The following is a 12,493-nucleotide window of genomic DNA, read 5'->3' as shown; positions in this document are numbered from 1 at the left end:
TGTATGAACCGGCCACATGGGTTACAGATCTGACCGGTCACATGGGTGACAATTTTTGAACTAATCGGCCCGGATTATACGATGGTTTCGTCTGTCATACCGGGCCAGTATGAGATCACCAAAACCAATTTCATCCAGGTCTTCTTTCACCTGCTTCATCCATACCCATTCTCCTCTGAGCGCCTCCGATAAAAATATTCGGGTACTGTTAAAAAACAAGTCACCTTTAATTGATACGCGCAGCACGCGGGCATTCTCCGGCACAGGCATTGTCTTAAGCGGCCCGGTGTAAATTCGTTCTGATGGGTACCAGACTGAGCGCGGAGTTCTTCCGCCCAGCGCCTTGTGCGGGCGTATTTCATTAAATTCCTCGCGCCAGGCATCCAGCCAGATCTGTTGCTCCTCCAGAGAAGTGAACTTTGCATGTCCCTTTAGTGCATCCTTCAGGGTCCGGTGCATTCTCTCATGCCGCCCATTCTCCGTAGGCTTACCTGGCCGGATACGCTCAGGCAGGATGCCGCATTTTATAAGCCAGACAGACATCTGGCTCAGCCCCCACAAACCTGCGCCAGCAAATGGTGGCCCATTATCTGTACGCAGCACATGAGGCATGCCGCAGTCACGGAAAACACGCTCCAGACAGGGAATAACAAACCGGCCATCAGGCATATAGGTGGCATCGCAGGCCAGTACAATCCTGCTGCAGTTGTCGGTCAGCGTAAAAGGGTGACACCAGCGCCCACCGGTATGGGTGTATTTACCCTTAAAATCAGCGCTCCAGACATCGTTGGGTCGGGCAGGTGTATGCAGTTCAGGACGTTGCGTGGATTTAAAAGCCGGTTGCCTGCGTTTTTTAACCAGACCGTGCAACCGGAACAGATCGCCAATCGTGCTGGCTGCGGGCACGTTACTGACATTCAGGTTAAGCAGGAGCTGTCTGATTTTTTCAGGCCCCCATAATGGATATTGCTGCTTCGTCTCCAGCAGGAGTTTAGTCATAGACTCCGGTGTGCATTTTTGTTGATGACGCGCCCGGGAACGGTCATCAAGAGAGGAGGCATCATTCGGGGAAAAACGGGCCAGCCATTTATAACCGGTTTTGCGGCTGATATTGAAACGGCGGCACACCTCGGCAACCGGAAGGTTGCCTTCAAGGCAGGCCGCAACAAACTGCAAACGTTGCATGGTAACAGTCTCATTCCAGGGCACGGTAAACCTCCATCAGATGCTTACCGCACTGTTATAACCTGTTACCCATGTGCCCGGTTTAAAGTGTTACCCATGTGGCCGGTTCATACATAATTGCGCCCCCTGCGTAGTTATTCGCCCTGCGGCCAGAGCCAGGCCGCGCCGCGCACGCCGCTGGAATCGCCGTGCAGCGCTTTGCGGATTGGCGTTTCACACTCGCCGCCAAACACCCAGTTGCGCAGCAGCACCGGTACAGTCTGGTAAAGACGGTCAACATTACTCATACCGCCGCCGAGCACAATCACATCCGGGTCAAGGATATTGACCACGTGAGCGAGGGATTTTGCCAGCCGCAGTTCATAGCGGCTCAACGCCAGTTCGGCGACCGCGTCCTGCTCGTCGACCAGGCGCATGATTTCATGTCCTTTTAGCGCATGGCCGCTGAGACGGTGATAGTCGGTGGCGAAACCGGTGCCGGATATAAAGGTTTCAATGCAGCCCTGCTTGCCGCAATAACAGGGCACTTCCGTGCGATACCGCAGCTCATCTTCATCCATCCACGGCAGCGGATTGTGCCCCCACTCCCCGGCGGTGCCGTTGCCGCCGATATGCGCATGTCCATTCAGCGCCACGCCGGAGCCGCAGCCGGTACCGATGATCACCGCAAACACCGTCTGCGCGCCCGCCGCCGCGCCGTCTACCGCTTCGGAAACCGCCAGGCAGTTGGCATCGTTCGCCAGCCGCACTTCGCGATTCAGCCGCTGGCTTAAATCTTTATCAAAGGGTTTGCCGTTCAGCCAGGTAGAGTTGGCATTTTTTACCACCCCGGTGTAAGGCGAAATCGAACCGGGAATACCCATCCCGACGGTGCCCTGCTGCCCGGTCTCTTTTTCCGTTAACGCCACCAGCGACGCCAGCAACTCAATCGTCTGCTGATAGTCGCGCGGCGTGGCCTGGCGGTGGCGAAACAACTCTTCGCCGCCTTCCCCCAACGCAATGATTTCTGTTTTTGTACCACCTAAGTCGATACCGATACGCACATCAAACTCCTCATAGTGGACCACGCATTAGCAATGCAACGGCGACAACAATTCGCTATCATGCCCGCTGCATTTAACGTCAAGGCCGTGGAAAAAATCATGCTGTGGTTCAAAAATTTAATGGTATACCGTCTCAGCCGCGATGTAGCGCTGCGTGCGGAAGAGATGGAAAAACAGCTTGCCCCGCTAGCGTTTACTCCTTGCGGTAGTCAGGATATGGCGAAAACCGGATGGGTTCCACCGATGGGTTCACACAGCGATGCGCTGACCCATACCGCCAACGGTCAGATTATTATCTGCGCCCGTAAAGAAGAAAAAATTCTGCCGACGCCGGTGGTCAAGCAAGCACTGGAAGCGAAAATTTCCCGCCTTGAAGCCGAACAGGGCCGCAAGCTGAAAAAAACGGAAAAAGATTCGCTGAAAGACGAAGTATTGCACTCTTTGCTGCCGCGCGCCTTCAGCCGCTTCAGCCAGACAATGATGTGGATCGACACCGTTAACGGCTTGATTATGGTCGACTGCGCCAGCGCGAAAAAAGCGGAAGATACGCTGGCGCTGCTGCGTAAAAGCCTCGGCTCGCTGCCGGTGGTCCCGCTGGCAATGGAAAATCCAATCGAACTGACGCTGACGGAATGGGTACGTTCCGGTAGCGTAGCGCAAGGCTTCCAGCTGCTGGATGAAGCAGAGCTGAAAGCGATTCTGGAAGATGGCGGCGTGATCCGCGCGAAAAAACAGGATCTGGTCAGCGATGAGATTGCCGTGCATATCGAAGCCGGAAAAGTGGTCACCAAGCTGGCCCTTGACTGGCAGCAGCGCATCCAGTTCCTGATGTGCGATGACGGTTCCGTGAAGCGGCTGAAGTTCTGCGATGAGCTGCGCGATCAGAATGAAGATATTGACCGTGAAGATTTTGCTCAGCGTTTTGACGCCGATTTTATTCTGATGACCGGCGAGCTGGCGGCATTAATCAAAGATCTGGTGGAAGGCCTCGGCGGCGAAGCCCAGCGCTAACGCACAACGCGCTAAACAAAACGCCCGGTTTCGCCGGGCGTTTTGCTGTTACAGGTAGCGGCAGAGGTAAGCACTCGGCTCCACCACCTGCAGGTGGAATTCGCTGTGACCAGGGACATTGAACACTTCACCGGCAACATAGGCTTTCCATTCGGTTTCACCGGGCAACAGCACATTCAGCGCGCCGCTGACCACGGTCATCTCTTCCGGCTGCGCGGTACTAAAGGTATATTCCCCTTCCGCCATAACGCCAACGCTGGCGCGGCCAGTACTGCTGCTGGTAAAACCAATGGATTTCACTTTGCCGGAAAAGTATTCGTTACTTTGAAGCATGAACTGGCCCTTATAAAGAAAATGTATGGAAAACCACTATAGGGGCAGGGCTTTGCTTCTGTCACGATAAATTCATACTGAGGCAGGTTTACACCAGTAGTTCCGAAGCCAGCCGCGCCACCAGCACATTCGATAATAATACCGGTACGTCCAGCGCCTTCTGTAACAGGTCGCGATGGAGCTGGTGAAAGCCCAGGCAATCAAGCATTAACACATCCGCCCCGCGGTCAATCAGCGTTTTACCGGCGGCGATTAACTCCTCTTCTGTCGCCTGGTAAGGGTGCGCCAGCGCATAGTAAGGTTCGTTTTTCAGTCCCTGCCATTTCGTCTGCTGCTGCGCCATCAGTTCCGGGATCGGCACGATCACGCCCACCTGATGACCATCGACAATGGACGCCACCAGCGGCGGAATAATGCGCTGCGGCTCCAGTAGAATAGCGTTACGGGCGACAAAGCCCCGCACATCGGCGGTGCTCATCAGCAAAATGACATCGTAGCCCTGGTTATCCAGCACTTCGATAACGCTTTGCAGATCGCGTTCGACTTTCTCGCGGGAAACCATGCCAAGACTTTCATCGAATAAACGCGTGGCAATGGCATGCTCCCCGGCTTCAACGGCGTATTCACGGCGTACATCGTCCGGATCCATTTTACCCAGCAGGCTGATATGGGTAATTTGTTCTTCTGAAACATGCTCCGTCAGGAGCGGCAAAATCTCTTTTACCGGCACCACACCAATGGTGAGGATCGCCAAGGTCGCACTCATTTTCTTACCGCCTTTCATCACTGCTTGTTCTTGTCCGCTCTTCATCACGCGATTATCAACGCTATTGTGTAAAGAGAACATGCCACTCCCGTGTTCATATAAATTCCAGAAACAAAGGAAATAGTAACTGCTCGGTGCTATTCAGCCAGTCAATTAATGTAATGTACGTCCGCTTTTATCACCTTCAGGCGACTATTCAGCCTGAACGTGCGCCTTAGTCTTTATCCGGATCCTCATAACGCCGCTTGGCGTCGAGCGCTTCCAGTTCGCTGGGATGTTCGCTGATTAAGGTGTCCGGTTTCGGATGATCGGCACGCAGTTCATACCAGGTTACGGTGGCATCGCTGGCCCCTTTTTCAACGGCAACAACACGGGCTTCACGCGGGTATGGCGGTTTAGTCGGCATAACTCTTCCTCAGTTTACAAGTCGAGTTAATAGTATAGACAATCGTTTCGCTAACTGGCGTGCGCCAGCTGCAATGCCGCCTCAATATCAGATACCACCTTATCGGGCTCCTGTGCGGCATCCACCACATAGTGCGCGGCTTCGCGGTACAGCGTATCGCGCAAAGCCAGCACTTCACTGACCTCTTCGCTAATCGGCTTGCCGGTCAATGTCGGACGCTGTCCCTCTTCGGGAAACGCCTCAAGCCGGTCCGCCAGCACATCGACCGGCGCGCAGAGATAGATAACCACGCCATGTTCACGCATAAACTGCCGGTTATCCTCAAGCAGGATGATGCCGCCGCCGGTGGCTATCACCCGCGATGGCGCACTTACGGCCTGCAGCGCGGCGCTTTCACGTGCGCGAAATCCCTCCCAGCCTTCCTGTTCCACCATCGCCGAAATCGTCTGTTGGGCTTGTTCCTGCAGCCAGAAATCGGTATCGATAAACTGGCACCCCTGCGCCAGCGCCAGAGCCCGGCCCACGGTAGTTTTGCCGCAGCCGCGTGCGCCGATAAGAAAGATGGGGAGCGTCATGAACAGGTTTTTCCTCCATGCCCCGCGTTTTGCAGGACAGAAACTAAGACGGCGATGATATCACCAAACTAGTACGATATTCACCGTAAATTTTACGTTACAGATAAAGCATTGGGCCGCGATAAACCTTAACCCAAACCCGCAGCAGCGCGGGGCTGTGCTGTAAAGTTTATATTGCACCGTGCAACAGCGGCCACCTTACTGAATGTAACACAGGCTGGCAACCCCGCAAGGTGCCAAACCCGGTTAACGACGACGGGAATGCGCAGAATTTATTCACTTTCGCGGCGTTTGGCTGCCAGCAACCACTTATCCAGTTCGGCGGCAAACTGCTGACGATCCCGCTGCGACAGGCTGTCGGGGCCGCCGGTTTGAATACCGCTGGCGCGCAGGGTATCCATAAAATCGCGCATCGTGAGCCTTTCGCGAATGGTGGCCTCGGTATAGCGCTCACCGCGTGGGTTTAACGCCGCCGCGCCTTTAGCCAGCACTTCTGCCGCCAGCGGAATATCCGCAGTGATAACCAGGTCGTTGGCATCGCACAGGCGGACGATTTCATTATCGGCAACGTCAAAGCCCGCAGGCACGCGGATAGAACGAATGACCCGCGACGGCGGTACGCGCAGATTCTGGTTCGCCACTAATGTTAACGGCGTCTGTGTACGCTCGGCGGCGCGAAATAAAATCTCTTTAATTACGTTCGGACAGGCGTCCGCATCAACCCAAATCGCCATCGTGACTCCTTTTATCTGTGCGGCGCATTGTCGCTTTAATTTCCCGTCGGTGAAAGGAGAGATACTTTCGCCCTTGTCTTCAATCCACGTTAAGCTATAGCGCACAAACATTTACAAGCAGAGGAGAAGGACGAGATGGAAAAAAAAATCGGTTTTATCGGCTGCGGTAACATGGGTAAGGCCATTGTAGGCGGCCTGATTGCCAGCGGCCAGGTGTTGCCAGGGCAGATTTGGGTCTATACCCCATCGCCGGATAAAGTGTCTGCCCTGCACGATCAGTTTGGCGTCAACGCCGCGCAAAGCGCGCAGGAAGTGGCGCAAATTGCCGATATCGTCTTCGGCGCAGTTAAGCCGAATATCATGGTAAAAGTGCTCAACGAAATCGCCTCCAGCCTGAATAAAGAGACGCTGGTGGTGTCGATTGCCGCCGGCGTCACCCTCGATCAGCTAGCCCGCGCCCTCGGCCACGATCGCAAAATTATTCGCGCCATGCCCAATACCCCTTCGCTGGTCAGCGCCGGGATGACCTCGATTACGCCAAACGCGCTGGTGACTTCAGAAGATACCGCCGACGTGCTGAATATCTTCCGCTGCTTTGGCGAAGCGGAAGTGATTGCCGAGCCGATGATCCATCCAGTGGTTGGCGTCAGCGGTTCCGCACCGGCCTATGTGTTTATGTTTATTGAAGCGATGGCCGATGCCGCCGTCCTCGGCGGTATGCCGCGCGCCCAGGCGTACAAATTTGCCGCGCAGGCGGTGATGGGTTCAGCAAAAATGGTGCTGGAAACCGGCAAACATCCGGGCGAACTGAAAGATATGGTCTGCTCCCCCGGCGGCACCACTATCGAAGCGGTAAAAGTGCTGGAAGAGAAAGGCTTCCGCTCCGCGGTTATCGAGGCGATTACCGCCTGTATGACTAAATCCGAGAAACTGAGCAGCTAACGGCCGCGCCACGCGCTCTCGCGTGGCGCATGCTTTCAGGCCAGTATTTCGCTGGCCGCATGCAGGCTGAGAGGCTGCTGCATCTTGAGAATTAACCCTGCCGTTTCGCTGTATTTGCCGCAGCTTAACACCGCTTTGAGCACCCCCTCTTCGCCATACAGTACGGCAAAATGTTTATCCGCCAGGGAACCCAAGATTTTCATGCTGTCCCATTGTGGCGCATAGCCGAGGTATTCAAAGCGGTTGCCGAAATGGGTGGTCCAGAAAAAGGGCACCCGATCAAAGCTGTGCTGTTCGCCGAGCATATTCAGCGCGGCAAGCCGCCCCTGCTGCTGCGCGACGCGCCAGTGTTCAATGCGCCGACGCCCTTCCGCAGCCGGGTAGCTGGCGATATCGCCGACCGCCCAAACATCTGCGGCCACATTGAGGTGTTCATCCACCGTCAGGCTGCCATCGTCTTCACGGCGCAGATCCGGTGCCAGATCCGTCACCGGCTCGACGCCGGTAGCAAACACCACCACATGGGCGGGCAAGGTGCGGCCATCTTTCAGCGTCACGCTTTGTACATGGTCGTTCCCTGTCAACGCCGTTGGTTCGCCAGTGACAAATTTGACCCCGTTCTCTTTATGCATGTTCAAGAAATAGCGGCCCATCTCTTCGCCAAACTGCGAAACAAACGGCAGCGCGTGTCTTGATAATACCGTTACCGCAATATCCTGATTGCGCAGCGCCGCCGCCAGCTCCATGGCGATAAAGCTGTTACCGATCACCACCAGCTGTTGCTCTTGTTCTACCTCGTTGAGCAACTGTTCGGCCTGGTGAATATCGCGCAGCACATGCACGCCCGCCAGGTGGTTACCGGGAATATCCGGCCACACCGGCTGGCCGCCTGTCGCCAGCAGCAGCTTATCGAAGGTAATTTGTCGGCCGCTGGCGAGAGTCAGTTGATGCCCCTGGCAATCGAGACTGGCAACCTCTTCCCGCAGGGTTTCTACGCCGGGCTGATTATAAAAGTCGTTATCCAGCAGATGGGGAACTTCACTGATCCTCATTTTTCCCGCCGGAACGAATTTGCTTAACGCGGTGCGATCATAAGGGGCGTCATCCTCTTTATCGATCAGAATCAACTTGCCATTGAAACCCGCATCCCGCAGGGTGATGGCCGCCGCGCTACCTGCCGCGCCGGTGCCGAGGATCACGGCGGTTTGTGGGCGCTCGCCGCGGATCAGCGGACGGCTGGCGGGAGAGAGCGGGCGCGGATTGACCAGCACGCGATTTTGCTCAAGGGTCACCGGATATTGCTTAAGATTTTGCAGCGCCAGCGGTTCGCGCCACTCACCGTTGCTAATATCAAACGCGGCTTTATGCCATGGGCAGACCAGCTTGCCGTCGCATATCGCGCCTTTCTCCAGCGGCCCGCCTGCATGGGGACATTTGCTCTGAAAGGCGCGCACTTGCGCCCCGGTGCGGATCAGGATCATCGACGTTCCCGCGACATCCACTTTCACCGGCTGGCTTTCCGGTAAGGCGTTAAGTTCGGTTACGTATTGGTAGTTCATCGCTTTGCTCCCGGTTCAATGTTGCAAAAACGGGCGTCACGCCAGATGGCGTACCACCGCGAAGAAAAGGAAAAAACGGCTATCTATTAAGCCTGGCAGAGATTAATTAGCGGAAAAAAAGATGGGAGTAATCGCAACGCGAGGTGAGCCAAAGGCTGGCTCACCCGCTGCGTTAAGCGGCTTTTTTCAAACAGGCGCTCATAAATTTGCTGCGATCGTCGCCTTTCAGCGATTGCTGGGTCGCCTGGGCATTACATTCGCGCATCCGCTGCTGCTGCGGTGTCAGGCTTTTTTGTCCCGGCTCGGTTTTGGTGTTTTTCAGGCAGTCACTCATGTATTTCTTGCGCGCGTCGCCCCCGAGGGTTTGCGCCGTGGCCTGTTGATTACAGAGGGTCATACGTTGTTGTTGTGGGGTAAGCGTTTTTTCAGCGGCGCTTAGCGCCGTGACAAACAGCAAACCGAAGATGAAGGTCACCAGTAACGTTATTTTCATAGCACCATCCTTCTGTCAATGTGCCCTTTAAGGATGGTACGGATTGATGAAAAAACCACCCGGCAGCAAAGATATACCGCCGGGTAGCCGTTACTTCAGATTAAGGGCGGCTTTCATGGTGTAGAACAGATCGGTCTGATCCGTCAGCCCCACCACGTTGCCCGCATGCGGGCCGTAAGCCGCAATGCGCAGCTGAGTGCCGGTATGCTCCATCGACTCCTCTTCCGAGTTGCCGTAGGTTATCGCCATCACCGCGCCATCTTTGGTATTCAGCGCCTGACTCAGGCCGGGAGCTTTAGTATCCGCCGGAATGATCTGGCTGGCGTGGGCATGATCGGCGGTGACGATTACCAGCGTATTGCCCTCTTTTTTGGCAAACGCCAGCGCTTTCTGTACCGCTTCGTCGAGATCGACGGTTTCGCCAATCTGACCGCACGGATTCGCTGCATGATCCTGCTTATCGATCGACGCGCCTTCTACCTGCAAGAAGAAGCCCTTCTGGTTTTTGCTCAGCAGCTCAATGGCTTTTTCCGTCATTGCCGCCAGCGTCGGTACGCTGTCGGTGCGCTTCGCGTTGGGCTTACAGGTGATGGCGGGTTGATCAAGATTGCCGTGCAGCGTGGCTTTTGGACCTTCCCAGCGCACCGGCATATTGCCGTCGGCAAACAGCCCGAGCAGCGGTTTGTCCTGGTTTGCTTCGCTAACGCTTGCCAACGAAGAGGCATCGCTCACCAGCTGGTAGCCGCGCGCCTGCGCCTGTTCGCGCAGGGTTTTACCTTGCCACTCGCCGGCGGTGGCGGTTTCAGCGAAGGTTTTCGCTCCGCCGCCCAGTGTGACATCAGGGCGGGCATTTAATAGCTGTTCGGCGATCGAACCTTTGCCGCCTTTCTCCAGCGCATTTACCGCGCATTTCTCGCTGGTCACCGTCGGGCCGTAGCAGCGACGCGAAATAACGTGGGAAACCAGCGCCGCAGGCGTGGCATCCTGCAATTCAGCGGTCGAGACGTTACCCGTTGCCAACCCCGCCGCTTTCGCTATTTCCAGAATAGTGGGGTGATCTTTTTCATGAATATCAACGCCAAGCGCCCCGTTATAGGTTTTCACCCCGGTGCTCCACGCGGTGGCCGACGCGGCGGAGTCCGTCACGTAGTCCGGTTTGCCGGTTTTTTTATCCAGCGCATAATGGGTGTACTGACCGGTCAACGGCAATGCGTCGATACCTTTAAAAAATCCGCCAGCCCCTTCGGCATAATTTCGCGCACTGGTGATTTCGGAATCACCCATGCCGTCGCCAATCAGCAAAATAATATTTTTTGCCGGTTTATCAATCAGGGAATCACGCAAGGCGGCAGTTTGATCGGCGGTTAAACGGCGCGCGCCGCCGGGAGTAGAAATATCCCCCTGGGCGGCACGGTTATCCAGTACGGAGGCCTGAGAGGTTTCCGCATAAATAGTAGGGGTAAAGATCAGAGGTAATAATGCAAGGAAAAGTGCGCTCTGTTTCACTTTAATATTCTCCATGTACAAATACTTAAAGAAAATAAAACAGAGCGACTATAAGAATCTTAGATGACAGTGGGATGACAGTTTCAGCTAACGGTAAGGGGTTAGCTGCGTGGATGCTTTAAAAGCTTTTTTACGTACTGATGAAGTAACTCCGTATCTTTATGGGGAACGGGCGCACCGGGCTGAGCCTCTTCCAGCGCACCTTCGATACTGTCGATTAACGCCTGTTGTTCGGGAGTTGCCATATGACGCAGCAGCGCGGTCACCACTATTTCCAGCGCTTCTACCTGAGCAACCAGTTCTTTTGATTCTTCTTCTTTTTCCGCTAGCTTAACCAGTAACTCTGCAATGAGATTTTTCATAGCGCTATTTCCTTACAAGATATTCGCATGACGTTAGCACTGAGTTTTCAGGTTGCAAAGCGGATACATGTATTATTTTTGCGGTTTTTCTCACAACGTTGAATTGACATTTTAAAAGCAGGGTTAATGAAAAATTCGATGTGCACTTAAGGCAAATTTTTTTTTATCGCTTAGCCAATAAAAAGAATAAGAAGCAGGTCTGTTGGCATAAGGAAATAGTATAATCGGGCGAAATTTCGCTATATTATTTCGCCCGTTGCGTTAGCGCTTCGCCCGACGAAACGCGAAGCCCAGTTGCCAAAGATTAATAAATACCACTACCGCCGTAGCGGCAAATACCCAACGAAAACCCGCCATCGCCGAAACGGCGGCCCCCATCAGCGGACCGGCGACATTGCCTAAATACATAAAAGACTGGTTATAACCAAAGATGCGCCCGGTCACTTGCTCGCTGGTGTACTTCAGCAGCAGCGTTTGCACCGCTGGCAGCATCGCGCCATCGGCAAAGCCCAGCATAAAGCGCAGAATGCCAAGCTGCAGCGGCGAGGTGACAAACGACATGGCGAAGAACAGCACCACAGCCACCACCATAGTAGCCATTAAAATACGCGACGTGCCGATGCGATCGCCGAGCTTACCCAGACGCGGGGCGGAGATCAGCGCCGAAACGCCGGGCACGGCGGCGATAAGCCCGCTAAGAAAAGCAATATTGGTGGTCTGCGGCGATAAAGATTGTATAAACAGCGCCAGAATCGGGCCGATAGAACCGTTGCAGAGCTGAATAACCATGGTGGTGATAAACAGGCTGATCACCAGCCCCGGATAAGGCAGGCTGGAAAAAACCGCTTTGCCGCTCAGGCGTTCGCCCTTTTTCACCGTCGGCCTGCCGCCCTCTTTAATTAAAAACAGCGTCACGAGAAAGCTCACCATCAGTAGCACGGCGGTGATAAAAAACACCATCCGCAGCCCTAAGTGGTCGGCGAGAAAACCGCCCATCAGCGGCCCGCCAATCACGCCGCTTATCTGCGCCGTGGAGAGTGTACTCAGCGCCCAGCCGCTGCGCTCGCGCGGCACCTGCGAGGCCACCAGCGCCATCGCATTGGGAATATAGCCGGAGGTCAGCCCCATCACGCCGCGCAGAATCAGCAGTTGCCAGACGTTGGTGGCGAAGGCTTGCAACAGAATCGCTATCGCCATGCCCAGCGAGGCGCGCAGCAGCATTAGCTTACGCCCTTTGCGATCCGCAAGGCTGCCCCACATCGGCGAGACAATCGCCGACACCAGGAAGGTAATACTGAAGGTTAAGCCAGACCACATCGACAGCGCTTCATGGGAGCTTACGCCAAGCTGGGCGACATATAGCGGCAAGAACGGCAGAATTTGGCTGATGGCAAGGCCGGTGAAAAAACAGCCGAACCAAACCGAGATAAGATTGACCTTCCAGGATTCCATAAGTACACGTAATTATTCAGGTTTTGACAAACTGCGCACAGACTAACAAGAATGCGCCCGCGATAAGTCACCAGAGATGCGGTAAAGATAAATTTGGTGTTTTATCTCTCACCCAGCCTCTCGCGC

14 protein-coding genes are annotated in these 12,493 nt (G+C 54.8%); 2 read left to right on the top strand and 12 right to left on the bottom strand.

Annotated elements, in window-relative coordinates; translation table 11 throughout:
- Positions 1 to 60: 60 nt before the first annotated feature.
- Positions 61 to 1,209 (bottom strand): integrase core domain-containing protein, encoded by a 1,149-nt coding sequence (locus RW65_RS04640; protein ID WP_039055493.1) that lies wholly within the window; start codon positions 1,207 to 1,209, stop codon positions 61 to 63.
- Positions 1,210 to 1,319: 110 nt separating this feature from the next.
- Complete coding sequence (gene mak, locus RW65_RS04635; protein WP_039055492.1) at positions 1,320 to 2,228, bottom strand: fructokinase; 909 nt, start codon at positions 2,226 to 2,228, stop codon at positions 1,320 to 1,322.
- A 99-nt stretch (positions 2,229 to 2,327) separates the two neighbouring features.
- Between mak and rdgC the strand changes: the two genes are divergently transcribed.
- Positions 2,328 to 3,239: a recombination-associated protein RdgC gene (rdgC, locus tag RW65_RS04630; RefSeq protein WP_039055502.1), complete on the top strand. Its 912-nt coding sequence runs from the start codon at positions 2,328 to 2,330 to the stop codon at positions 3,237 to 3,239.
- A 48-nt stretch (positions 3,240 to 3,287) separates the two neighbouring features.
- Here the strand turns inward: rdgC and ppnP are convergent, their stop codons facing one another.
- The 5 genes from ppnP to RW65_RS04605 form a co-directional block, all read right to left on the bottom strand.
- Positions 3,288 to 3,572 carry a pyrimidine/purine nucleoside phosphorylase gene (ppnP, locus tag RW65_RS04625; protein ID WP_039055491.1) on the bottom strand — a complete coding sequence of 95 codons (285 nt, stop codon included), beginning with the start codon at positions 3,570 to 3,572 and terminating at the stop codon, positions 3,288 to 3,290.
- An 88-nt stretch (positions 3,573 to 3,660) separates the two neighbouring features.
- Positions 3,661 to 4,338 (bottom strand): AroM family protein, encoded by a 678-nt coding sequence (locus RW65_RS04620; protein WP_039055501.1) that lies wholly within the window; start codon positions 4,336 to 4,338, stop codon positions 3,661 to 3,663.
- 214 nt (positions 4,339 to 4,552) lie between these two features.
- Positions 4,553 to 4,744 (bottom strand): YaiA family protein, encoded by a 192-nt coding sequence (locus RW65_RS04615; protein ID WP_039055490.1) that lies wholly within the window; start codon positions 4,742 to 4,744, stop codon positions 4,553 to 4,555.
- Positions 4,745 to 4,794: 50 nt separating this feature from the next.
- Positions 4,795 to 5,319 carry a shikimate kinase AroL gene (aroL, locus tag RW65_RS04610; protein WP_039055489.1) on the bottom strand — a complete coding sequence of 175 codons (525 nt, stop codon included), beginning with the start codon at positions 5,317 to 5,319 and terminating at the stop codon, positions 4,795 to 4,797.
- Between the two features lie 272 nt (positions 5,320 to 5,591).
- Positions 5,592 to 6,053, bottom strand: coding sequence for a YaiI/YqxD family protein (locus tag RW65_RS04605; protein ID WP_039055488.1), 462 nt, complete (start codon positions 6,051 to 6,053; stop codon positions 5,592 to 5,594).
- A 135-nt stretch (positions 6,054 to 6,188) separates the two neighbouring features.
- Between RW65_RS04605 and proC the strand changes: the two genes are divergently transcribed.
- On the top strand, positions 6,189 to 6,995 hold the full coding sequence (gene proC / locus RW65_RS04600) for a pyrroline-5-carboxylate reductase (protein WP_039055487.1): 807 nt from the start codon (positions 6,189 to 6,191) through the stop codon (positions 6,993 to 6,995).
- A gap of 35 nt (positions 6,996 to 7,030) precedes the next feature.
- Here proC and RW65_RS04595 read toward each other — a convergent pair whose 3' ends face one another.
- The 5 genes from RW65_RS04595 to RW65_RS04575 all read right to left on the bottom strand — a co-directional run bounded on the left by RW65_RS04595 (position 7,031) and on the right by RW65_RS04575 (position 12,367).
- Entirely contained in the window at positions 7,031 to 8,554 is a 1,524-nt protein-coding gene (locus RW65_RS04595) for an FAD-dependent oxidoreductase (protein ID WP_039055486.1), read from the bottom strand.
- A 172-nt stretch (positions 8,555 to 8,726) separates the two neighbouring features.
- A complete protein-coding gene (psiF, locus tag RW65_RS04590; RefSeq protein ID WP_039055485.1) occupies positions 8,727 to 9,047 on the bottom strand; it encodes a phosphate starvation-inducible protein PsiF in 321 nt (106 codons plus the stop codon).
- Between the two features lie 90 nt (positions 9,048 to 9,137).
- Positions 9,138 to 10,553: an alkaline phosphatase gene (gene phoA, locus RW65_RS04585; protein ID WP_156123966.1), complete on the bottom strand. Its 1,416-nt coding sequence runs from the start codon at positions 10,551 to 10,553 to the stop codon at positions 9,138 to 9,140.
- Between the two features lie 101 nt (positions 10,554 to 10,654).
- A complete protein-coding gene (gene iraP, locus RW65_RS04580; RefSeq protein WP_039055483.1) occupies positions 10,655 to 10,915 on the bottom strand; it encodes an anti-adapter protein IraP in 261 nt (86 codons plus the stop codon).
- A gap of 261 nt (positions 10,916 to 11,176) precedes the next feature.
- Positions 11,177 to 12,367, bottom strand: coding sequence for a multidrug efflux MFS transporter (locus RW65_RS04575; protein ID WP_039055482.1), 1,191 nt, complete (start codon positions 12,365 to 12,367; stop codon positions 11,177 to 11,179).
- Positions 12,368 to 12,493 lie beyond the last annotated feature (126 nt).

Origin of the sequence: Enterobacter sp. Bisph1, from assembly GCF_000814905.1 — a bacterium.
GTDB lineage: Bacteria > Pseudomonadota > Gammaproteobacteria > Enterobacterales > Enterobacteriaceae > Kosakonia.
This window is presented reverse-complemented; position numbering and strand designations above follow the sequence as displayed.

What these genes read in the sequence shown, in the direction of transcription:
- RW65_RS04605 (WP_039055488.1), bottom strand. Translation starts at nt 6,053, where the DNA reads ATGGCGATTTGGGTTGATGCGGACGCCTGTCCGAACGTAATTAAAGAG.
- proC (WP_039055487.1), top strand. Translation starts at nt 6,189, where the DNA reads ATGGAAAAAAAAATCGGTTTTATCGGCTGCGGTAACATGGGTAAGGCC.
- RW65_RS04595 (WP_039055486.1), bottom strand. Translation starts at nt 8,554, where the DNA reads ATGAACTACCAATACGTAACCGAACTTAACGCCTTACCGGAAAGCCAG.
- rdgC (WP_039055502.1), top strand. Translation starts at nt 2,328, where the DNA reads ATGCTGTGGTTCAAAAATTTAATGGTATACCGTCTCAGCCGCGATGTA.
- RW65_RS04575 (WP_039055482.1), bottom strand. Translation starts at nt 12,367, where the DNA reads ATGGAATCCTGGAAGGTCAATCTTATCTCGGTTTGGTTCGGCTGTTTT.
- RW65_RS04620 (WP_039055501.1), bottom strand. Translation starts at nt 4,338, where the DNA reads ATGAGTGCGACCTTGGCGATCCTCACCATTGGTGTGGTGCCGGTAAAA.
- aroL (WP_039055489.1), bottom strand. Translation starts at nt 5,319, where the DNA reads ATGACGCTCCCCATCTTTCTTATCGGCGCACGCGGCTGCGGCAAAACT.
- iraP (WP_039055483.1), bottom strand. Translation starts at nt 10,915, where the DNA reads ATGAAAAATCTCATTGCAGAGTTACTGGTTAAGCTAGCGGAAAAAGAA.
- ppnP (WP_039055491.1), bottom strand. Translation starts at nt 3,572, where the DNA reads ATGCTTCAAAGTAACGAATACTTTTCCGGCAAAGTGAAATCCATTGGT.
- psiF (WP_039055485.1), bottom strand. Translation starts at nt 9,047, where the DNA reads ATGAAAATAACGTTACTGGTGACCTTCATCTTCGGTTTGCTGTTTGTC.
- RW65_RS04615 (WP_039055490.1), bottom strand. Translation starts at nt 4,744, where the DNA reads ATGCCGACTAAACCGCCATACCCGCGTGAAGCCCGTGTTGTTGCCGTT.